Here is a 21,823-nt window from a genome sequence, read left to right as displayed (position 1 = left end):
CCGGGATTACGCGTCCCGGCGGTCAAGGCTCGGAGAAGGCCAGTTCCTGACTTCCGCCCCGTGGGGCGGCTCACAGTGGCGCGACCGTCCCGGATCATCCCCGGGTTCCTGGCGTCTCTTCCGAACGATTCTGTGGTTGTGGAACCAACTACAGCACGTCGTAATGCGGCCCGCAAGGCGGGGTGGGTTAAGCGTGTTCTAGGGTGGCGCACGTGTCGAACCCCTACCTGCGCACCGGCTCCGAGATCTACGAGGAGTCCTTCCGGATCATCCGCGCCGAGACCGATCTGACCCGCTTCCCCGCCGACGTGAGCCGCGCCGTCGTGCGCATGGTGCACGCCGCCGGCGACCCCTCGATCGCCGACGACGTCGCCTTCACCCCAGGCGTCGTCGCGGCGGCCAACGCCGCCCTCCGAGCCGGGGCCCCCATCCTGTGCGACTCCTCGATGGTGGCGACCGGCATCATCTCGTCGCGGCTGCCGGCGCGCAACGAGGTCATCTGCCACATCAAGGACGAGGCGATCGCCCGCGACGCCGCCTACCGCGGCATCACCAAGACCATGGCCGCCGTCGACGCGTGGGCCCCCCGGCTCGACGGGGCCGTCGTCGCCATCGGCAACGCCCCGACGGCGCTGTTCCGGCTGCTGGAGGTCGTCGCCGAGACCGGCGCCCGACCGGCCGCGGTGATCGGCATCCCCGTCGGCTTCGTGGGCGCCGCCGAGTCGAAGGAGGCCCTGATCGGGTCCCCGCTCGCCCTCGAGTACCTCGTCGTGCGCGGTCGCCGTGGCGGCAGCGCCATGACGGTCGCCGCGGTCAACGCCATCGCGAGCACCGACGAGCTGACCAACACCTCCCGGCAGGACTGAGGGACTCTCAGGACCGCCCGACGGGCTCCGCGATCGCCTGCCGCACGTCCTCGGAGCCCACGATGGCCTCGAGCACGTGCCGGGAGCGACGCGGGTTGCGGTCGCCGACGACCGCCACCGTCAGGTGCCCGACGCCCCGCGACGCGGCCGTGTACGCGGTGCCCTGCACCGCGTCGTCGGCGCGCACGCAGAAGGTGTGGCGCCGCTCCGCCTCGGCCACGACGCGGGCGTTGACGCCCGGATCGTCGGTGTCGGCCAGCACGTACCAGGCGCCCTCAAGGTCGCCCTCCGCGAACTCACGGCGCTCCCACGCGATGTCCCCCGCGGCCGCGAGGGCCGCCAGCGCCCCAGTGGCCGTCGGGGAGACGAGCGTGACCCGCGCCCCGGCCGCGAGCAGCTTCGGCACGCGGCGGGTGGACACGACGCCGCCGCCGACCACGACGACGCGGCGGCCGGTCAGCAGCAGCCCCGCGACGTAGGCGGGCGACCCCTCCGCGGCCGCCTCCGGCATCGCCTCGCGGTACCGGTCGATCACGACCTCGGCGAGCTCGTCGCAGTCCCCGATGACCTCGGCCACGCGGACCCGGGCGTCGGGGTGCGCCGCGGCCCAGGCCTCGGCCTGCTCGAAGGTCCAGGTGCGCAGCCGGCCGGGGAAGATCCAGTGGCCCATCACGAGCAGCTGCCGGTGCCCGGCGGCGTACGCGCGGTCGAGGCCCTCGGGAAGGCTGGGGCGGGTGACCTGGATGAAGCACTCCTGCACGTCGGCCCAGCCGCCCGCCTCGAAGTGCATGCGGGCCAGCCGGACATGGTCGGCGTTCGCGTCGGCCACGACGGCGCCGCGGCCGACGAACACCAGGCACGTCTCGTCGCGCTGCCAGTCCCCCATCGCGGCGTCGATCCGCTGGTTGACGGCGTCGACCAGGCGCGGGTCGGCGCCGAGATGCGCGGCGTAGTCGATGCGCGCCGTGGGTACCTCCTCGAGCGCCTCGGCGATGAAGCCCGGGATGTCGCGGCGGACGTGCGCGCCGGTGCCGAGCATCAGCGGAACCACGACGGCGCGGCGCTCGGCCTCGCCGTCGACGATGTCGGTGAGCGCCTGCGGGATGCCGGGCTGGTTCAGCTCCACGAAGCCGAGGCCCACCTTGACGTCGGGCAGGGCGCGGGCGACGCGCTCGACGAACCGGCGGCAGGTCTGCTCGCCGTCGGCGTCGCGCGTACCGTGCGCGGCGATGATCAGGGGCGTGCTCATCGGGTCTTCTCCTCGAGGTCGGTCTCCGCGGTGTGCGGCATCCACTGGTAGTCGCGCGGGGTCACCATGCGCTGCTCGCCGCCGCCGGAGGTGACGTAGCGGGTGGTGCTGGAGCCGACGATGACGATGGAGTTCATGTCGACCCATTCGGGGCGGAACTCGCCCAGCGTGCTCATGATGACCTTCTGGCGGGGCCGGCAGGCCTGCTGGACGACGGCGATGGGCGTCGACGGCTTCCGGTGAGCGCCGAGGATCTCCAGCGCCCGCGGCAGGTGCGCCGTGCGCTTCTTGCTGCGGGGGTTGTACAGCGCGACGACGAAGTCGCCGACCGCGGCGCCGTGCAGCCGGCGCTCGATGCTGTCCCAGGGCGTGTGCAGGTCCGACAGCGAGATGGTCGCGTTGTCGTGGCCGAGCGCCGCGCCGAGGATGGCCGAGGCCGCCAGGCTCGCGGTGACGCCGGGAACGATGTCGACGTCGATGCCGTCGGTGCCCTGCTCCAGGACGGGGCTGGCCATGGCGTAGATGGCCGGGTCCCCGCCACAGACGAGCGACACGTGCTCGCCGGCGCGGGCGGCGTCGATGGCCCGGGCGGTGCGCTCCTCCTCGGTACCCATCTTGGACGCAAAGACGGTGGTGCCGGGGCGGGCGAGGTCGCGGATCTGCTTGACGTAGGGGCCGTAGCCGACGATCAGGGTCGACGACCTGAGCGCCTCCACCGCGCGCGGGGTGAGCAGGTCGCGGGCGCCGGGGCCGAGGCCGACGACGCTCAGCTTCCCGCGGGCCGGGATGCGGCCGACGGCGCAGGTGGCCTCGGCGTTCTTCTGCTTGGGCACGATCAGGTCGGCTCCGCGGGCGAGCACGGAGGCCTCCGCGACCGACGGCGTGCCGACGGCCTTCAGCGGGGCGTCGCTCGGGGTGGGCACCTCGAAGGTCGCCAGCTCGTCGGCGTCGTAGTCCTTCAGCGGCACGCCGAGCCGGTTGGCGAGCTGGATGAGCCCGATCTCGCCGGCCTTCGCGTCGACGGTGGTCAGCGCGGTCACCGACTCCACGGCAAGGTCGGCGGCCTCGAGGGTCTCGGTGAGCAGCGCGTGCAGCACATCGACGCCGGTGCCGCGGTTGCAGCCCATGCCCACCACGAGGCTGTCCGGGTGCAGGACCACGGTGGGCAGCGGCGAGGGCGACACCGAGACGGTGTCGGTGACGACGATGCGGGCGACCGGATCCTCGGCGCCCACCGCGACGTTGGCGGGCAGCGGCGGCAGCGGCCAGCCATGGGCCTTCTCGACCGCGACGGGGGCGCCGTCGATCAGCGCCCTGGTCACGCCTGCCACGTCTCCCGAATAGGCCCAGCCGAGGGTGTCGAGAGCCGGCAGGTTCAGTGCGTCGGTCGCGGTGGTCAGGACGGGGGTCGCGCCCAGCCCGTCGGCGATGCGGCGGGCCAGCTCGTTGGCTCCGCCGGCGTGGCCTCCGACGAGCGGCACGGCGAAGCGGCCGGCCTCGTCGACGACAACGACGGCCGGGTCGGTCTTCTTGTTCCTCAGGAGCGGCGCGACCAGGCGGGTGGTGGCGCCAAGGGCGAGGTGGCTGACGATGAGGTCGCAGTCCTGCCAGGCGCGGGGCAGCGTGACCTTCGCGGGCCCGTCGTAGCGGCGGGTCTTCTCGCCGAGGACGCGGTCGATCTCGTCGGCGTGCCGCCTGGCGGCGGGCGAGTTGGTGAGCTGCCCGACCACGGGGGTGTGGGGTCCCTCCCCCGTCGCCTCGCCCGAGATGAGGGCGGTGTCGTCGGGGGTGCCGTCGAGGATCAGTACCACGTTCGGCTCCTCGACGTCCGCGACGGCCAGTGCCTCCTGTTCGGTGAAGACGCGGACCCGCTGGTCCGCCTCGCCGAGGCGCTCGGCCAGCACGTAGTGCCTGCCCAGCCCGGCCAGCGCGGCGGCGAGCTCGCGGATCCCGGCGTGCGGGGAGGTGAGGACGCCGACCTTCGGGTGCTTCGAGGCGGCCTCGACCGCCGGGTCGAGGGGCTTGCCGTGCGCCGAGACGACGACGGCGTCGTCCCAGGGCAGCGCGACCGCGGCGAAGGCGGCCGATACGGAGCTGACGGCGGGCGCGACTGTGACGGGGAGCCCGGCCAGCCGCAGGCGGCGCAGGATGCCGTGGAAGCCTGGGTCGCCGCTGGCGATGACGAGGGCCTCGTCGTCGGGGCCGAGGGCGGTGAGGCGCTCGATGGCCGGGGTCAGCGCGCCGAGCACGACCTGCCGCTCGGGCTCGACGCCGAGGTCGGCGAGGTGGCGGCGGCCGCCGACGACCAGCGCGGCGCGGGCCGCGATGGCGTGGGTCTCGGGGCTGAGGCCACCGAGGTAGCCGTGGACGTGGATCATCGCTGCTCCTGGGTGAGGTCGACGGCACCGGCGCCGTGTTCGCGGAGCTCCTGCTGGGCTGCGGGCTCGGCGGCGCGGTACTCGTGGCGGAAGCCGGGGTGGTAGAGGTGGGAGCGGGTGCCGCTGTGGCCCTCGGCCAGCGCGGGGCCGACCATCACGATGGTGTGCTTCCACAGCTTGTGCTCACGCATCCGCTCGGAGAGCTCGTCGAGGCGGCAGCGGATCATCATCTCGTCGGGCCAGCTGACGCGGTAGCCGATGATGCAGGGCGTGGCCGGGTCGTAGCCACCGGCCAGCAGCTCCTCCTGCAGCACCTTGTTGCGCGCCGCGGACAGGTACAGGGCCATGGTCGCACCGTGCGCGGCGAAGGACCTCACGGTCTCCCTCGGCGGCATCGGGGTCCGGCCACCCTCGAGACGGGTGAGGATGAACGACTGGGAGACCTCCGGGATGGTGATCTCCGCGTTCATCCGGGCCGCGGTGGCGGAGTAGGCGGACACGCCGGGGATGGTCTCGTAGTCGAGGCCGAGCTGGCGGCACATCTCGTACTGCTCTCCGGTGGCGCCGTAGATGGACGGGTCGCCGGTGTGCACCCGGGCGACGGTCAGGCCCTCCTCTGCGGCGCGCCGGTAGTGGACGGCGGTGTCCTCCAGCGCCTCGCTGGCGGAGTCGACGACCAGCGCGTCGGGGCGGGCGCCGGCCACGATGCCGGGGTGGACGAGGCTGGAGGCCCAGATGACGATGTCCGCCTGCGCGATGGCGCGGGCGCCGCGCACCGTGATGAGGTCGTCGGCGCCGGGGCCGGCTCCCACGAAGATGACCTTGCCGCGCTTCACAGCCTGCCTCCTGTCTCCTGACCGTCCCGCCTCGCGGGGACGATCACCGTGCTGAAATACCCGACCTTCCGGTCGGCCTCGAGCCTGTCGAGGCCGAACAGCTCCTGCTGCTCCAGGCCGACGTTGATGCCGACGACGGCGTCGCGGCCGCGCTCCCTGAGCTGGCCCGCGACCTCGGGCATCCGCCGTCCGCCCTTGTAGGCGACGACGGTGTCGACGGTGTCGAGGACCCGCCCGAGCACGTCGAGCCCGGCGGTGACGGGCACCAGCGCCAGGGTCTCGGTGCCCTCGACCAGGGGGGTGCGGGACTCGGCGGCCAGCGCCTGCATGGCGGTGATGCCCGGCACGACCTCGATGGCGAGGTCCTCGACGCGGTCGGCGACGTAGGCGGCCAGGTACGAGAAGGTCGAGTAGACGCTGGGATCGCCGACGGTGGCGAAGGCGACGGTGCGGGCGCCACGCGCGTACGCGGCGAGCGCGGCGTCGGCGGAGGTCTGCCAGGCCTCGCGGCGACGGTCGGTGACGCCGCTGCGGTCGGCCATGCTGAACGGCACGCGGACGACCGCGTGCGCGACCTCCGGAGCCGCCGAGACGACGATCTGCTCCGCGCGGCCGGGGCCGTCTCCCGAGACCTCAGTAGCGGGCACCAGGATGGCGTCGGCGGCGCACAGCGCCGAGATGGCCTTGACGGTGATGAGGTCCGGGTCGCCCGGGCCGACGCCGATGCCGATGAGGCGCGGGCGCATGTGCGTGAGCGGCATGTGTGCCAGCCTTCCTGGGTCTCTCGCCCTCAGTGATGGCGCATGCGGGCGAGTGCCTGACTCCCGCGCTCGCGCGCGGTCACAGTGGCGGGACCGTCCCGGACTCACACCGGGTTCCTCGGCACCTCATGCTGGTGTTGGGGCCAGTCTGGCACTGGCCCGCGGGTCACGCCCAGCCGGGGTCTCTCAACGGGCGAGCCCGAGCAGGGCGTCGACGTCGATCCGCGCCTCGATGGCGTCCGCGGTCGTGTCGATCATCGTCTCGCGCAGCCCGGCGAAGCCCACCCCGGCCTCCCGGGGGGTCCAGTCGCGGCCCGCCTCACGGGCGGCGGCGACGAGCCAGGCGCGGCGGAAGTCGTCGCACTCGAAGGCCCCGTGCCACATGGTCCCCCAGACGGTGCCCCCGTGCACCCCGCCGAGGAAGTCCTCGTGGCCGGGGTCGATCACGGGCCGCCCGTGGTGGATGGTGTAGCCGTCCACGGGGATGCCCCGCCAGGAGCCGGACGGCGTGCCGAGCACCTTGTCGGCGTGGAAGACGACGTCGACGGGCAGCGCGCCGAGGCCGTCGGCGATCCCGTCGCCCTCGACGGGGTCGTCGATGGTCCGGGCGAGCATCTGGAACCCGCCGCAGATCCCGAGCACCGGCCGGCCGGCCGCGACCCGGGCCGCGATGACGTCGGCGATGCCGGTCGACCGCAGCCAGGCCAGGTCGCCCAGCGTGGAGCGGGAGCCGGGCAGCACCACGATGTCGGCTCTCTCGACCTCGCGCGGGTCGACGGTGACGACCACGTCGACGCCCGGCTCCTGGGCCAGCGCGTCGACGTCGGTGGCGTTGGAGATGCGCGGCAGCCGGACTGCGGCGACGGTCAGGTCGTCCGGGGTCGTGGCCGCGGCGTCGTGGCGCCAGCGGCCGACCTCGAGGGCGTCCTCCCCGTCGATCCAGACCCCCTCCAGCCAGGGCAGGGTGCCGAAGTCCGCCAGGCCGGTGCGCCGGCTGATCTCCTCGAGGCCGGGCGCGAGGATGGACTCGTCCCCGCGGAACTTGTTGATGATGTAGCCGGCGAGCAGCGCGCGGTCAGCGTCGTCGAGGAGGCCCCAGGTGCCGAAGATGGAGGCGAGCACCCCCCCGCGGTCGATGTCGCCGATGAGCGCGACGGGCAGGTCGAACTGCCGGGCCAGGCCCATGTTCGTGTAGTCCCCGACCCTGAGATTGATCTCCGCCGGCGACCCGGCGCCCTCGCAGATGACGAGCTCATGCTCGCGGGCCAGCTCCTCGTAGGCGGCAAACGCGGCCTCGGCCAGGTGGCGGCGGCCGGTGGTGTACTCGCCGGCCTCGAGCATCCCGTGCGGCTGGCCGCGGAGCACGACGAAGGACCTCCGGTCGGTGCCCGGCTTCAGCAGCACCGGGTTGAGGATCGAGGTGGGCATGACGCCGGCGGCCAGCGCCTGCAGGTACTGCGCCCGGCCGATCTCGGAGCCGTCGGAGCAGACCATCGAGTTGTTGCTCATGTTCTGCGCCTTGAACGGCGCGACGTCGATGCCGCGGCGGCGGGCGACGCGGCACAGGCCGGTCACGAACAGCGACTTGCCGGCGTCCGAGGACGTGCCGGCGATGAGCAGACCGGTCATCTGCGGGCCTTTCCGATGGCGATCAGTGAGGTGGCGACGGCGGCCGTCACGGCGCCGGTGACGAGGGTGACGAGCCGGGATGCCTTCCGCAGCTCGGCCGACCGTGGGCGGGGGCCGTCGCCCAGCAGGGGCCTGGTCTCCTCGCGGCTGAAGTAGACGTTGACGCCGCCCAGCTGGACGCCCAACGCGCCGGCCCAGGCGGACTCGCACCAGCCGCCGTTGGGCGAGGGGTGCCGGTGGGCGTCGCGGCCCATGACGCGCCAGGCCTCGCCCGTCGACCCGCCGACCGCTGGCGCCAGCAGGCAGGCCGTCGCTCCCGTCAGTCGGGCGGGGACGAGGTCCGCGGCGTCGTCGAGCCTGGCTGCGACGGTGCCGAAGTGGCGGTAGCGGTCGTTGCGGTAGCCGATCATGGCGTCGAGCGTGTTGAGGCAGCGGTGCACGACCATGCCGGGGATGCCGGCGACGGCCCCCCAGAGCAGCGACGCGACGGCGGCATCCGCGGTGTTCTCGGCCATGGATTCCGTCGCGGCGCGGGCGACGCCCTCCTCGTCGAGCTGCGCGGGGTCACGCGAGCAGAGGTTGTTCACCCGCGCCCGGGCGCCGTCGAGGTCCTCCGCGTCGAGGCTGTCGGCCATCGCCTCGCCCTCGCGGGCCAGGCTGGTGGCTCCGATCACGCTCCAGGTCACGAGCGCCGTGGCGGCCGCGTGCGCGACCGGGTGCCGGCGGGTGGCCCGTTCCAGCAGGACGGCACCCGCGGCGACGGGCGCGACAACGGCGGCGACGTGCACCGCGCCTGCCCCCGTCGAGTCCCGGTAGGTGTGCTTCTCGACCTTCGCCGCCCAGGTGCCGAACCAGGCGACGGGGTGATGCCGCTTCGGGTCGCCGAGGATCCGGTCGGCCACCACACCCAGCCCGATGCCGACTGCACGGGAGATCAACATAGGCGCGAGGCTAGCACCGGCGCGTCGCGGCGCCCGTGGTGGGCCTCTGCTGCCCCACCCCGGGGCGTAGCGTCGCCGCATCACCTGTCTATCCGGGGGGCGGACATGTTCGACACCACACGGGCGCGGGCGCATCGATGCGTCGCCGCCATCCTGACCGTGGCGCTGGTCACGCTGGCGTCGCTGGTGACGTCCCCGACGGCCTCGGCCGCCGACGTGACCGAGGCCGAGTTCAACGGCTCGGTCTCCACCGCCGATTCCCTCCCCCTCGGCGACACCATGCACGGGACGGGGTACTCGGCGAGTAACCAGTACGACGTGGACACGTTCCGCGTGTTCGTGCCTCAGGGTGGCCGGCTCACACTGGACGTCCGCTTCCCGGCCGGGACGACCGGCGACGCCCTCATGGTCTCGGTCTCCGATGCGTACAGCCGGAACCTGTACACGTTCACGCTCAGTGGCGCGCAGCACGACGGCAGCTGGCTGCGCTCGCAGGCCACCTTCGTCTCCGCCGGGTACTACTTCGTCGCCGTCACGAGCAACGAGTTCTGGACCACCTGGAATCGCGCCTACACCCTCACCCCGACGCTCACCCCCGCGAACCAGGAGGCAGAGCCCAACGGGACGCTGCCCGGCCGGTCCCTCGCCCTCGGTGAGAGGGTGGCTGGCTCGTCGCTGGCCGCCCTGACCGATGAGGACTTCGACTGGTACAGCCTCACCCTGACGTCCAGGACGAGGATCTCCCCGCGACTCACGTTCCAGTCGTCACTCGGCACCGGCGCGGGCTACCAGGTGGGCATCCTCGATTCGACCGGGGCACCCGTGCGGGCGGTGAGCGTCAAGGCGAACCAGAACTCGGGCACCGGCATCCCGGCCGTGGACCTCGGCGCCGGCACCTGGTACCTGCGGCTCGAGGGTCGCGCGGCCTGGGCGACCTGGGGAAAGCCGTACACGCTGAGGGTGCTCGGGCTGCTCACGAAGACGCCCACGCCGTCGATCTCCGGGACCGCCCGGATCGGGAAGACGTTGAAGGCGAAGGCCGGCACCTGGGGCCCCGGCACCGTCACGCTGAAGTACCAGTGGCTCCGCGGAGGCAAGGCCATCACGGGGGCCACGAAGTCCACCTACAAGCTCACGTCCAAAGACAAGGGCGCCAAAGTCAGCGTCAAGGTCACCGGATCCCGCAGCGGCTACGCGACTGTGTCGAAGACCAGCAAGTCGGTCACCGCGCTCTACTCCTTCTCCAAAACCCCGAAGCCGACCATCAGCGGCACCGCGAAAGTCGGGAAGAAGCTCACGGCCAAGGCCGGCACCTGGAGCCCCAAGGCCACCCTCACCTACCGTTGGCTCCGCGACGGGAAGGCCATCTCCGGCGCCACGAAGAAGACCTACACCCTCACCACGAAGGACAAGGGCAAGAAGATCTCCGTCAAGGTGACCGGCAAGAAGAAGTACTACGCCACCGTCGCGAAGACCAGCGCAACCAAGAAGATCAGCTGAGGACGCCCGGGCCGGAATGAGACCGGCTGGTCTCAATAGACCTGCCGCCCATTAGGTTTCTGGCAGGGGGCCATGGGGGACCCCTGTTCTCTGGGGGGATTACTCGACATGCACACCGCTCCGCGCCCGAAACGCCGCCTCGCGACCGGCCTGATCGTCGCCCTGATCGTCGGCCTGCTGCCGATGCTGGCACCGACCACCGCCGCCGCTGCCACCGTCACCGAAACCGAGCCGAACGCCACCCGCGCCACGGCCGACGCGTTCGCCCTGACCGACACCATGAGCGCCTCGTCGCTGAGCACCTCGTCACAGGACATCGACTATTTCGCCGTCGACCTGCCGTCGGCGGGCCGCGTTGCGCTTGACCTCCGGTTCCCGACCGGCCTCGGCGGCGACGCCTACGAGGTCCAGGTGGCCACCTCGGACGGCCACATCCTCTACGACTTCCCCGTGTCCGCGTTGCGCAGCGACGGCAGCTGGCTGCGCTCGAAGGCCACCTACGCTCCCGCCGGCCGGCTCTACCTGCGGGTCTACGGACAGAACACCTGGGAGACGTGGGGCCGGCCGTACACGCTGGCGGTGGGCTTCACCGCCGGCAACGTCGAGACCGAGCCCAACGCCACCAGGACCACCACCGACGTCCTGGCCCTCGGCCAGGCGACCGCCGGGTCCTCGCTGTCGTCCTACAACTACGACGACGACTACTTCGCCGTCGACGTGCCGTCTCCGTCGCGCGTGACGCTCGACCTCAGATTCCCGGCGGGTCTCGGCGGGGACGCGTACGAGGTCACGGTCTACGACTCGTCCGGGAGTTACCTCTACGCGTTCGACGTGACCGCCCTGCGCAGCGACGGCAGCTGGCTGCGTGCCAAGGCGACCTACGCCCCGGCCGGGCGACTCTTCGTGCGCATCCGCGGGAACGAATCCTGGGAGACCTGGGGCCAGCGCTACACCATCCGGGCCGACGTGACGCCCGGCAACGTCGAGACCGAGTCCAACGCCAACTTCTCCACACCCGACGTGCTGACGCTCGGCAAGGCCACCTCCGCGTCGTCCCTGTCCATCTACTCCTACGACTACGACGTCTTCGCCGTCGACCTGGACGCCGCCGCCCGCGTGTCGCTGAAGCTGGCGTTCCCGTCCGGGCTCGGCGCGGGCGACGCATACGAGGTCGACGTCTACAACCCGTCGAAGGCCCGGATCCACTCGTTCGCCCTGACCGGAACCAGGTCCAGCGGGGCCTGGCTGGCCGGCCAGAGCGTCTCCCTTCCTGCGGGCCGCTCCTACGTGCGCGTGTACGGGTCCGAGTCCTGGCCGACGTGGGGCCGCTCCTACCAGCTGAGCGTCACCCGAGCGCTGACGAAGACGCCCACCCCGTCGATCACGGGCACCGCCCGGATCGGGAAGACCCTGAAGGCCAAGCCCGGCACCTGGGGACCAGGCACCGTCACGCTCAAGTACCAGTGGCTCCGCGGCGGCAAGGCCATCTCCGGCGCCACGAAGTCCAGCTACACACTCACGTCGAAGGACAAGGGCGCCAAGATCAGCGTCAAGGTCACCGGATCCCGCAGCGGCTACGCCACCGTGTCGAGGACCAGCTCCTCGGTCACCGCGCTCTACTCCTTCACCAGGACGCCCAAGCCCACCATCAGCGGCACAGCCAAGGTCGGGAAGAAGCTCACAGCCAAGGCCGGCACCTGGAGCCCCAAGGCGACGCTCACCTACCGCTGGCTCCGCAACGGAAAGGCCATCTCCGGCGCCACCAAGAAGACCTACACCCTCACCTCCAAGGACAAGGGAAACAAGATCTCCGTCAAGGTGACCGGCAAGAAAAAGTACTACGCCACCGCAGCGAAGACCAGTTCGACGAAGAAGATCAGCTGAGCTCGAGCGTCTCGACGTGGCCGTTCGGCCACGTCGGGTACGCCTCGAAGTCGACGTCGCGGTGGGACCCGCCGCGCAGCACGGACGCCAGGACGCGCAGGGCGTCGCCGTGGCCGACGAGAGCAAGCTGCGCGTCGGCCGGGTACACGGCGCCCAGCAGCGTGAGCAGCTCGCGCATCCGCACGGCGACGTCGGCCAGCGACTCCCCGTGGCCCCACCGGACCTCGGAGATGTGCGTCCCCTTTGGCACGGCCTGGGGCTCGAGCTCGTCGTAGTGGCGCCCCTCGAGGTCGCCGAGGGCCTGCTCCCGGAGCAGCGGGGTGGGCAGCGGGATGAGGCGGTGCGGTTGCGCCACGATGTCGGCGGTCTGCACGGCGCGGGTCTGGTCGCTGGTGAGGACGGCCGTCAGCGGGACGGTCCGCAGCGCCTCGCGCGCCAGGTCGGCCTGCCGGCGGCCGAGTTCGGTCAGCGGGGGGTGCATGGTCTGCCCCTGGACGCGGTGCTCGACGTTCCAGGTGGACTGGCCGTGACGGACGAGGTGCAGGATCACGGCAACGATCCTAGTGGCCCGTCTATTCCGCGTTCCGCCGGGCGAGATCGGCCTTGGGCCGGCCCGGCCGCGGGTCCTACGGTGACCCTCATGGACACCACCGGGCTGATCATCGTGGCCGCAGTGCTGCTCGTCGCCGCGGCCCTCGGGCTGTGGCGTCGGGCCACGGACGGGCGCGTCCGCGCCGTGAACGGAGGCGCGGCCGGCGCCGCGATCCCCGGGGACGTCGCCGGCGACCTGAGGCTGGTCGTGCAGTTCTCCTCCGAGGTGTGCGCACCCTGCCGCGGGGTCCGGCGCGTCGTGGCGGACGTGGTCGGCGCCCGCGAGGACATCCGCGCCATCGAACTGGATGTGGCCGGGCATCCCGGACTCGCCGAGCGGTTCAACGTGATGCGCACCCCGACGGTGCTCGTGCTCGACGCCGACCGCACCCCACGATTCCGGGCCTCCGGCCCGCTGACCCGCGCAGACCTCTCCGACGCCATCGCCCGGGCCTGCCTCGTCCCGCAGGAGCAGCAGTGACGAACCAGCCCCGCCTCATCGACCCGCGCGGCCCCCGCTTCGGGGCCGTCATCACCACAGTCCTCCTGGCGCTGGCCATCGTGCTCGGCCCCCGCTGGGGAGCCCTGCCGCTGGTCATCACGCTGGCCGCCTTCGCGATGGGCGCCTTCGGCGGGCTCGACCTGCAGCCCTGGGGCATCATCTTCCGCGCCTGGGTCCGGCCCCGGCTCGGCGCGCCGGCGGAACTGGAGGACGAGCGGCCACCCCGGTTCGCGCAGCTGGTCGGCTTCCTGTTCGCCGTCGTCGCGCTGCTGGGCGCGCTGCTCCACGTCGCGCCGCTGTTCTACGCCGCGGCAGGCCTGGCGCTGCTGGCCGCGGCGCTGAACGCGGCCTTCGACTTCTGCCTCGGCTGCGAGATCTGGACGCTGTGGCAGCGCGCCCGCCACCGCGTGACGACCGGCTGAGCACGTCCCACTAAGCTCTACCGCATGCCCAACATGCCCCTGTGGACCGTATCCATCGCGCTCATCCTGATCGTGGTCCTCTCGTGGCTGCTGGGTCGGTTCGCCCGGTTCCTCCTGAAGCGCAGGGCGAAGCTCGCGGCGGCGGCCTCCATGGTCATGTCGATCGTCGGATCGGCGGCAGGGTTCCTGGTGGCCTGGCTGATCCGTCCGAACGCCTCCGTCTGGCAGCCGCTCTCCCTCCTCCTGGCGCTCGCCGGAGCCGTCGTCGCCGTCGCGGCGTATGCGGGCGTCGCCGCCCACTTCCAAACGCCCGTGCGGAAGGGGATCGCCGAGCTGGTGGCGGGTGGCGAGTCCGACCGGGTCGAGTTCAAGTCGACGGCCCGCGTAAACACCCACACGGGCGCGAAGGACGACCGGATGGAACTGGTGATCGCCAAGACCATCTCCGCCTTCCTCAACGCCGACGGCGGCACGCTGATCGTCGGCGTGGACGACGAGGGGACCCCGCTGGGCCTCGACCGCGACCTCGGCACGATGAAGGCCCCCGACCATGACCGGTTCGAGCTGTGGCTGCGCGACCTGCTGAGCACCACCCTCGGCCCCAACGCGGCGGCCTCCGTCCGGGTGGCGTTCCACGAGCTGCCCGACGGCGAGGGCGTGCCGCGGGCCGTGTGCCAGATCACCGCCGAGGCGTCGCCGCGGCCGGTCTACCTGAAGCCGAACAAGAACTCCGCGCCCGAGCTGTGGGTCCGCACCGGCAACTCCACCCGGCAGCTCGCCGTCGACTCGGCGACCGAGTACGTGATGCACCGCTGGCCGCTCTCGGTCGGCTCGGGGCTGGCCGCCCAGTTCCGCGCGGCGGTGCGCTTCTCCGAGGCGAACTGAGCCGAAGTCCCGGGGCCCGGGCTTGCTAAAGTTAGGCTGACCTAATCGAGGAGCGCGAAGTGTTCGACCCCACCACCTGGGAGGCGCCGTATGCCGTCGTCCTCGCAGCGCTCTTCGTGATCGTCTTCTGCCGCACGAACGCCACCTACTGGGTCGGCAGGGCCATGGCCTCCGGGGCCGAGCACACCCGCGCGCGGCGCATCCTGTCGTCGCCGGCCTACCGCAAGGGTGCGGGCTGGCTGAACCGCTGGGGGGCACCCGCGATCTCGGTGTCGTTCCTCACCGTCGGCTTCCAGACGATGATCAACCTCGCGGCAGGGGTCACCCGCATGCCGCTGCGCCGCTACATCCCGGCCACGATCGTCGGGTCCATCATGTGGGCCTTCGTCTACGGCACCGTCGGGTTCGTGAGCTTCATCGCCCTGCAGCGGCTGTGGGACCTGTCCCCCGTCGCGGTCGTCGCGATCGGGCTGGTCGTCGTGGCGGTCGCCGCCTGGCTGCTGCTCAGCCGGGACACCGCCGCCCGCCCAGCCGAGGCGGAGGCGGGCGTCGAGTCCTGAGTCAGATCCCCTCGGGGAGCTTGCGGGCGGCGCCCTTGTCCGCGGACTGCGCCAGCATGCCGAAGATCTTCAGCGCCGGCGACACGACGCGCTCGCGCTGCTTCGGCGCCCACCCCTGGGCGTCGCGCGCGGCGCGACGGGCCGCCAGGGTCTCGTCGTCGACGTCGAGCTGGATCAGGCGCTGCGGGATGGAGATGGTGATCTGGTCGCCGTCCTCCACGAGCCCGATCGTGCCGCCGGAGGCCGCCTCGGGAGAGACGTGCCCGATCGACAGGCCGGACGAGCCGCCGGAGAAGCGGCCGTCGGTGATCAGCGCGCACTTCGGGCCGAGGCCCACGCCCTTCAGGTAGCTGGTCGGGTACAGCATCTCCTGCATGCCGGGGCCGCCCTTGGGGCCCTCGTAGCGGACGATGACGACGTCGCCGGGCTGCAGCTTCTTGCCCAGGATGGCGTCGACGGCCTCCTCCTGCGACTCGGTCACGATCGCCCGGCCGGTGAACTCCCACTGGTCCTCCGGCACGCCTGCCGTCTTGACGATGGCGCCGTCGGGAGACAGGTTGCCCTTCAGCACCGCGAGGCCGCCGTCCAGCGTGTAGGGGTGGTCGGTCGAGCGGATGCAGCCGCCCTCGGCGTCGGTGTCGAGGCTGGCCCACCGGTTGGTGGAGCTGAAGGCCTCGGTCGTGCGGACGCCGCCGGGGGCCGCGTGGAACAGCTCGACGGCCTCGGGCGTCGTGGAGCCGCTGCGGATGTCCCAGTCGGCGAGCCACTGCGCGAGCGAGTCGGAGTGCACCGAGTGGACGGTCTCGGCGAGCTTGCCGCCGCGGGCCAGTTCGCCGAGGATGGCGGGGATGCCGCCGGCGCGGTGCACGTCCTCCATGTAGTAGCGGTGCGAGTTCGGCGCGACCTTCGCCAGGCAGGGCGTGACGCGGCTGATGGCGTCGATGTCGTCGAGGCCGAAGCCGACCTCGCCCTCCTGGGCCGCGGCCAGCAGGTGCAGGACGGTGTTGGTGGACCCGCCCATCGCGACGTCGAGGCGCATGGCGTTGGAGAAGGCGTCCTTCGTGGCGATCGACCGCGGCAGCACCGAGTCGTCGTCCTCGTCGTAGTAGCGGCGGCACAGCTCGACGACGAGCCGGCCGGCCTCCTCGAACAGCCCCTTGCGCGCGGCGGCGGTGGCCAGCGTCGACCCGTTGCCGGGCAGCGCGAGCCCGATGGCCTCCATCAGACAGTTCATCGAGTTCGCGGTGAACATGCCGGAGCAGGACCCGCAGGTCGGGCAGGCGTTGGCCTCGATGCGGCCGAGCTCCTCGTCGCTGACGGAGTCGTCGACGGACTTGACCATGGCGTCGATCAGGTCGAGGGACGTCTCCGCCTCCCCGTCCTTGATGATGGCCTTGCCTGCCTCCATCGGGCCGCCGGAGACGAACACGGTCGGGATGTTGAGACGCAGCGCCGCGAGGAACATGCCCGGCGTGATCTTGTCGCAGTTGGAGATGCACACCAGCGCGTCGGCGCAGTGCGCGTTGACCATGTACTCGACCGAGTCGGCGATCACCTCGCGGCTGGGCAGCGAGTAGAGCATGCCGCCGTGTCCCATGGCGATGCCGTCGTCGACCGCGATGGTGTTGAACTCGCGGCCGATGCCGCCGGCCTCCTTGATCGCATCCGAGACCAGGGCGCCCATGTTGCGCAGGTGCACGTGTCCGGGCACGAACTGCGTGAAGGAGTTCGCCACGGCGACGATCGGCTTGCCGAAATCCGAGTCCGTTACCCCGGTGGCGCGCCAGAGGGCGCGCGCGCCCGCCATGTTGCGACCGTGGGTGGTGGTGCGGGACCGAAGCGCCGGCATGGATGGCTCCTCTGCAGTGTTGCGGAATAACCCTGCAAGCCTACGCTGCGGCCCCCGGAAGTCCTCCTCGAATACGCTGTCGGCCGAGGAGTGGACGGATCAGTCGCCCGTCGCGGCCGGCCGGTCGGTGGCCGCGTACTGCGACCAGCTGCCCGGGAACAGCCGCTTCACGCCGAGGCCGGCGTACTCCATCGCGATGAGGTTGTGGCAGGCGGTGACCCCGGAGCCGCAGTAGGAGATGACGTCGGTGTCCGCGTCGATCTCGGCGAACCGGTCGCGCAGCTCGTCGGGGCTGAGGAACCGCCCGTCGGTGCCGAGGTTCCCGCCGAGCGGGAAGCTGCGGGCGCCGGGGATGTGCCCGGCCCTGGGGTCCATCGGCTCGACGTCGCCGCGGTACCGCTCGGGGGCGCGCGCGTCGATCACGAAGCTGCCGGTTGCGGCCTCGTCGATGGTGGCCAGCGCCTCGTCCGGCCAGGGGCCCGGGGTGAACGTCGCGAGCTCCGGCGTGGGGGTCGCGGTGCTCAGCTCGCCCTCCCAGGCCCTGAGGCCGCCGTCGAGAAGCGCGGCGTCGTGGCCGAGCATCCGCAGCAGCCACACGACACGGCCGGCCATCGCTCCCCCGGCGTCGTCGTAGGCCACCACCAGCGTGTCGTCGCCGACGCCGAGCGCGGCCATCCCGGCGGCGAAGCGCCCGGGCTCCGGGAGCGGGTGGCGGCCACGCCCGGGGCTGCCCGGGTCGGCCAGGACCTCGTCCATGTCGACCCGCACGGCACCGGGCAGATGCCCCCGTGCGTAGGCGTCGGCCGCCGAGCGTCCGTCCAGGTAGTAGCGGGCGTCCAGGATCGCGGCTTCCGGGTGGGCGGCGAGCCAGTCGGCATCGATGACGGGAGGAATCATGGCCCAAGACTAGGCGCCCGGACGCGCGACGGCGCCCGACCTCGGAGGTCGGGCGCCGTCGGTCAAGCCAGGATCAGCTGCAGCCGGAGGTGGAGCCGCAGCCCTCGCAGACGTAGCAGGAGCCGGACGGGCGCATCTTGGTGCCGCAGGTCATGCACAGCGGGGCGTCGACCTCGGCGACACCCATGGCCTCCATCAGCTCGGCCGTCGTGTGGGCGTCGAGCAGGGAGGGCTGGCGGGCGCCGTCGACGTTGAAGTCGTCGCCGGCGTCGTTGCGGAGCTGCTCCGCCTCGGGCATCTCGGCCTCGTCCTCCTCCGAGAGATAGGACCCGGTCTCGACGTAGCGGGCGCGCTCGCCGGCCGTGTAGATGCCGAGCTCGGCGCGGTCGTCGAAGCTCAGGTAGTCGAGCGCCAGGCGGCGGAAGATGTAGTCCATGAAGGACTGCGCGATCCGGATGTCGGGGTCGTCCGTCATGCCGGCGGGCTCGAACTTCAGGTTCGTGAACTTCTGCACGAAGGACTCGAGCGGGACGCCGTACTGCAGGCCGATCGACACCGCGATCGAGAAGGCGTCCATCACGCCGGCCAGGGTCGAGCCCTGCTTGCCGAGCTTGAGGAACACCTCGCCGAGGCGGCCGTCGGCGTAGGCACCCGAGGTCATGTAGCCCTCGGCCCCGCTGACGGAGAAGCTGGTGGTGCGGCCGGCGCGGGACTTCGGGAGGCGCTCACGCTTGGGGCGGTAGACGATCTTCTCGACGACCTTCTCCACGACCTCGGCCTCGCCCTTGCCCGCGGGCTTCTTCTTGCCGTCGGACAGCGGCTGGCCGACCTTGCAGTTGTCGCGGTAGACGGCCAGCGCCTTGAGGCCGAGCTTCCAGCCCTCGAGGTAGACGTTCTCGATGTCCTCGATGGTGGCGCTCTCGGGCAGGTTGACCGTCTTCGAGATGGCGCCGGAGAGGAACGGCTGCACGGCGGCCATCATGCGCACGTGGCCCATGGGGCGGATGGCACGCTGGCCCATGGCGGTGTCGAAGACCTCGTAGTGCTCCGCGGCCAGCCCGGGAGCACCGACGACGTGGCCGTGCTCCGAGATGAACTCGACGATGGCGTCGACGTCCTCGGACTTGTACCCGAGGCGCTTGAGGGCGCGGGGGATGGTCTGGTTGACGATCTGCATCGAGCCGCCACCGACGAGCTTCTTGAACTTGACCAGCGAGAAGTCCGGCTCGACGCCGGTGGTGTCGCAGTCCATCATGAAGCCGATGGTGCCGGTGGGGGCGAGGACGGAGGCCTGCGCGTTGCGGAAGCCGTTCTTCGCTCCGAGGCTGACCACCTTGTCCCACTCACGGGTGGCGACGGCGTGCAGCGCGCGGTCGTCGGTCAGCACGCGCAGGTCGTCGTTGGCGGCCTGATGCTTGCGCATCACCCGCTGGTGGCCCTCCGCGTTGGCCGGGTACCCGTTGTAGGGGCCGACGACCTCGGCGAGCTCGGCGCTGCGGCGGTAGGAGGCGCCCGTCATGATCGAGGTGATGGCCGCGGCCGTCGAATGGCCACCCTCGGAGTCGTAGCCCTTGCCCATCGCCATCAGCAGCGCGCCGAGGTTGGCGTACCCGATGCCGAGCTGGCGGAAGTTGCGTGTGGTCTCGCCGATCGACTCGGTCGGGAAGTCCGCGAAACAGATCGAGATGTCCATGGCCGTGATGATGAGCTCGACGGCCTTGACGAACAGCTCGGCGTCGAACGCGCCGTCGTCGCCCAGGAACTTCAGCAGGTTCAGCGAGGCGAGGTTGCACGACGAGTTGTCGAGGCTCATGTACTCGGAGCAGGGGTTCGACGCGGTGATGCGGCCGGTGGCGGGGTTGGTGTGCCACGCGTTGATGGTGTCGTCGTACTGCAGGCCGGGGTCGGCGCACTCCCAGGCGGCCTTCGCGATCTTGTGGAAGAGGTTGCGGGCGTCGACCTCCTCGATGACCGAGCCGTCCATGCGGGCGCGCAGGCCGAACGGCGTGCCGTCGACGACCGCGTTCATGAACTCGTCGCTGACGCGCACCGAGTTGTTGGCGTTCTGGTACTGGACGCTCGTGATGTCCCTGCCGCCGAGATCCATGTCGAAGCCGGCGTCGCGCAGCGCGCGGATCTTGTCCTCCTCGCGCGCCTTGGTCTCGACGAACTCCTCGATGTCGGGGTGGTCGACGTCCAGGACGACCATCTTCGCGGCGCGGCGCGTAGCGCCGCCGGACTTGATGGTGCCGGCCGAGGCGTCGGCGCCACGCATGAAGGAGACGGGCCCGGAGGCGTTGCCGCCCGAGCTCAGCAGCTCCTTGGACGAGCGGATCCGCGACAGGTTCAGGCCGGCGCCCGAGCCCCCCTTGAAGATGAAGCCCTCCTCCTTGTACCAGTTGAGGATGGACTCCATCGAGTCGTCGACCGACAGGATGAAGCAGGCGCTGACCTGCTGCGGGGCCGGGGTGCCGACGTTGAACCAGACCGGGGAGTTGAACGAGAAGTACTGGTTGAGCAGCATCCACGTGAGCTCGTGCTCGAAGATCTCGGCATCGGCGTCGGTGCCGAAGTAGCCGTACTCGACGCCGGCCTTGGTGTAGGTCTTGACGACCCGGTCGATCAGCGTCTTCAGCGAGTCCTCCCGCTGCGCCGTGCCGAGCGCGCCGCGGAAGTACTTTGTCGTGACGATCGTGGAGGCGTTGACGCTCCAGAAGGACGGGAACTCCACGCCCTTCTGCTCGAAGACCGTCTCACCGGTCTTCCAGTTCGTCTGCACCACATCGCGGCGCTCCCACTCCACCTCGTCGTAGGGGTGCACCCCCTTTGTGGTGAAGACGCGGGAGATCGCGAGTCCCTTGGACCCGGTGTCGGACTTGCGGCGGTTGGAGCGCGCTGCGGTCGCGGTCATGATGTACCCCTTGGTGTCGAAACTCGTTGATCTGAATGGCTGATTGGCAGGAGCTCAGCTGATGAGCGGTTCCTGCGCGAGCCCGGGAGGCGTGGCCTCGAGCCGCGGCTGGGCCCCGTCCTGGCCGAGTCGGATGGCGTCGATCTCGCGCTGGAAGTCGTCGACCGACTCGTAGTTGCGGTAGACGCTGGCGAACCGGAGGTAGGCGACGGCGTCGAGTTCCTCGAGCGGACCGAGGATGGCCACGCCGATACTCTCGGCTGGGATCTCGGCCTGCCCGGAGGCCCTCAGCGACTCCTCCACCCGCTGCGCGAGCGAGGCGAGCTGCGCCGCCGAGACCGGCCTGCCCTTGCACGCCTTGGACACCCCGCGGATGACCTTGTCCCTGCTGAACGGCTCGACGACGCCCGACCGCTTCACGACCGTGAGCACGATCTGCTCGACCGTGGTGAACTTCCGCCCGCACGCCGGGCATACCCGCCGGCGGCGGATGGCGGAGCCATCCTCCGTCGCACGGGAGTCCGACACCTTGGTGTCGGCGTGCCGGCAGAACGGGCAGTGCATGTGCGGTCCAGTCGTCGTAGGTCACGGGCAGGCACACTCGACGAAATAACACAAGTTATGGGGTCAAAGCGCGTCATGGCCACTAGATGTTGTGATCCTACGCCAGGAGGGGCCGGTGGACAACCCGCCGAGCGGGTCGTCACGGCCACGTCAGGGCTGCGTGACGTGCGCCCAGGCGGGGTCTCCGGCCACATACCCGGTGGCCGGATCAGGCTGGGCCATGGCGATGAACGAGGACGCCGAGGCGGCCACGCCGGCGATGGCCAGCGCGCCGACGGCGGCCACCTTGATCTTGAGCCACAGGGTCGACGGGGCGGGCGCCTCGACACGGGGCGCAACACAGGAGGACACGGAGCCGACGCGACCAGGGGCGACGGGGCGCGGCGCGTGGGCGCGGGGCAGGCGGAGGTCGGGCCGGCCGGCCGGGGTGACGACGCGGCGACGGTCGCCGGTGCCGACAACCGTGAACGAGGTGGTGGTCGAAGCGGTCATGGGACCTCTCCCTTCGTGAAGCCTAGAACGTCTGTTCGAATCAAACTATAACCCGCCGGAGGCCACATTGGAACAGCTGTTCGAAGTTTCTTCTCCGGCGTGTCGC

At 71.3% G+C, this 21,823-nt stretch carries 19 protein-coding genes and 2 riboswitches; of the genes, 7 read left to right on the top strand and 12 right to left on the bottom strand.

From position 1 onward, the window contains the following. Positions 1-20: 20 nt before the first annotated feature. Positions 21-164: riboswitch (cobalamin riboswitch) on the bottom strand. A gap of 48 nt (positions 165-212) precedes the next feature. Further along, positions 213-866 (top strand): precorrin-8X methylmutase, encoded by a 654-nt coding sequence (locus KDB89_RS05835; RefSeq protein ID WP_219083897.1) that lies wholly within the window; start codon positions 213-215, stop codon positions 864-866. A 7-nt stretch (positions 867-873) separates the two neighbouring features. Here the strand turns inward: KDB89_RS05835 and KDB89_RS05830 are convergent, their stop codons facing one another. The 6 genes from KDB89_RS05830 to KDB89_RS05805 all read right to left on the bottom strand — a co-directional run bounded on the left by KDB89_RS05830 (position 874) and on the right by KDB89_RS05805 (position 8,660). After that, a complete protein-coding gene (locus KDB89_RS05830) occupies positions 874-2,115 on the bottom strand; it encodes a CbiX/SirB N-terminal domain-containing protein (RefSeq protein ID WP_219083896.1) in 1,242 nt (413 codons plus the stop codon). Then, on the bottom strand, positions 2,112-4,493 hold the full coding sequence (cobJ, locus tag KDB89_RS05825) for a precorrin-3B C(17)-methyltransferase (RefSeq protein ID WP_219083895.1): 2,382 nt from the start codon (positions 4,491-4,493) through the stop codon (positions 2,112-2,114). Before cobJ ends, KDB89_RS05830 begins: the two co-directional genes overlap by 4 nt. Beyond that, a complete protein-coding gene (cobM, locus tag KDB89_RS05820) occupies positions 4,490-5,329 on the bottom strand; it encodes a precorrin-4 C(11)-methyltransferase (protein ID WP_219083894.1) in 840 nt (279 codons plus the stop codon). Before cobM ends, cobJ begins: the two co-directional genes overlap by 4 nt. Then, positions 5,326-6,090 carry a precorrin-2 C(20)-methyltransferase gene (cobI, locus tag KDB89_RS05815; RefSeq protein WP_255556254.1) on the bottom strand — a complete coding sequence of 255 codons (765 nt, stop codon included), beginning with the start codon at positions 6,088-6,090 and terminating at the stop codon, positions 5,326-5,328. Before cobI ends, cobM begins: the two co-directional genes overlap by 4 nt. Before the next feature lie 30 nt (positions 6,091-6,120). Then, a riboswitch (cobalamin riboswitch) is annotated at positions 6,121-6,253 on the bottom strand. 23 nt (positions 6,254-6,276) lie between these two features. Next, positions 6,277-7,719 carry a cobyric acid synthase gene (locus KDB89_RS05810; RefSeq protein ID WP_219083893.1) on the bottom strand — a complete coding sequence of 481 codons (1,443 nt, stop codon included), beginning with the start codon at positions 7,717-7,719 and terminating at the stop codon, positions 6,277-6,279. Then, positions 7,716-8,660, bottom strand: coding sequence for a cobalamin biosynthesis protein (locus tag KDB89_RS05805; protein ID WP_219083892.1), 945 nt, complete (start codon positions 8,658-8,660; stop codon positions 7,716-7,718). The genes KDB89_RS05810 and KDB89_RS05805 overlap by 4 nt, the downstream gene beginning before the upstream one ends. A 105-nt stretch (positions 8,661-8,765) precedes the next feature. On the opposite strand from KDB89_RS05805, the gene KDB89_RS05800 reads away from it, so the two are divergent. After that, the gene (locus KDB89_RS05800; RefSeq protein ID WP_219083891.1) at positions 8,766-10,160 is read left to right on the top strand and encodes an immunoglobulin domain-containing protein; all 1,395 of its coding nucleotides are present in this window, start codon (positions 8,766-8,768) and stop codon (positions 10,158-10,160) included. A gap of 108 nt (positions 10,161-10,268) precedes the next feature. Continuing rightward, a complete protein-coding gene (locus KDB89_RS05795) occupies positions 10,269-12,044 on the top strand; it encodes a hypothetical protein (RefSeq protein WP_219083890.1) in 1,776 nt (591 codons plus the stop codon). Here KDB89_RS05795 and KDB89_RS05790 read toward each other — a convergent pair. Then, complete coding sequence (locus tag KDB89_RS05790) at positions 12,037-12,594, bottom strand: histidine phosphatase family protein (protein ID WP_219083889.1); 558 nt, start codon at positions 12,592-12,594, stop codon at positions 12,037-12,039. The two genes, KDB89_RS05795 and KDB89_RS05790, sit on opposite strands and share 8 nt — an antisense overlap. Positions 12,595-12,684: 90 nt before the next feature. Here KDB89_RS05790 and KDB89_RS05785 point away from each other — a divergent pair, with 90 nt between their 5' ends. From KDB89_RS05785 to KDB89_RS05770, 4 genes are read left to right on the top strand one after another with little or no spacing between them, the layout of a single operon-like run. Then, entirely contained in the window at positions 12,685-13,116 is a 432-nt protein-coding gene (locus tag KDB89_RS05785; protein WP_219083888.1) for a thioredoxin family protein, read from the top strand. Next, entirely contained in the window at positions 13,113-13,559 is a 447-nt protein-coding gene (locus KDB89_RS05780; RefSeq protein ID WP_255556253.1) for a DUF4395 domain-containing protein, read from the top strand. Before KDB89_RS05785 ends, KDB89_RS05780 begins: the two co-directional genes overlap by 4 nt. Before the next feature lie 24 nt (positions 13,560-13,583). Then, positions 13,584-14,444 (top strand): AlbA family DNA-binding domain-containing protein, encoded by an 861-nt coding sequence (locus tag KDB89_RS05775; protein WP_219083887.1) that lies wholly within the window; start codon positions 13,584-13,586, stop codon positions 14,442-14,444. Positions 14,445-14,503: 59 nt separating this feature from the next. Next, complete coding sequence (locus tag KDB89_RS05770; protein ID WP_219083886.1) at positions 14,504-15,004, top strand: DedA family protein; 501 nt, start codon at positions 14,504-14,506, stop codon at positions 15,002-15,004. 1 nt (position 15,005) lies between these two features. Here KDB89_RS05770 and ilvD read toward each other — a convergent pair whose 3' ends face one another. The 5 genes from ilvD to KDB89_RS05745 all read right to left on the bottom strand — a co-directional run bounded on the left by ilvD (position 15,006) and on the right by KDB89_RS05745 (position 21,717). Continuing rightward, complete coding sequence (gene ilvD, locus KDB89_RS05765) at positions 15,006-16,853, bottom strand: dihydroxy-acid dehydratase (protein WP_219083885.1); 1,848 nt, start codon at positions 16,851-16,853, stop codon at positions 15,006-15,008. Positions 16,854-16,952: 99 nt separating this feature from the next. Beyond that, a complete protein-coding gene (locus KDB89_RS05760) occupies positions 16,953-17,750 on the bottom strand; it encodes a sulfurtransferase (protein ID WP_219083884.1) in 798 nt (265 codons plus the stop codon). 73 nt (positions 17,751-17,823) lie between these two features. After that, complete coding sequence (locus KDB89_RS05755; RefSeq protein ID WP_219083883.1) at positions 17,824-20,661, bottom strand: vitamin B12-dependent ribonucleotide reductase; 2,838 nt, start codon at positions 20,659-20,661, stop codon at positions 17,824-17,826. 54 nt (positions 20,662-20,715) lie between these two features. After that, positions 20,716-21,225: a transcriptional regulator NrdR gene (gene nrdR / locus KDB89_RS05750; RefSeq protein ID WP_219083882.1), complete on the bottom strand. Its 510-nt coding sequence runs from the start codon at positions 21,223-21,225 to the stop codon at positions 20,716-20,718. A gap of 150 nt (positions 21,226-21,375) precedes the next feature. Continuing rightward, positions 21,376-21,717: a hypothetical protein gene (locus KDB89_RS05745; RefSeq protein WP_219083881.1), complete on the bottom strand. Its 342-nt coding sequence runs from the start codon at positions 21,715-21,717 to the stop codon at positions 21,376-21,378. Between the last annotated feature and the right edge of the window lie 106 nt (positions 21,718-21,823).

It is taken from the genome of Tessaracoccus palaemonis, from assembly GCF_019316905.1.
GTDB classification, from domain to species: domain Bacteria; phylum Actinomycetota; class Actinomycetes; order Propionibacteriales; family Propionibacteriaceae; genus Arachnia; species Arachnia palaemonis.
This window is presented reverse-complemented; position numbering and strand designations above follow the sequence as displayed.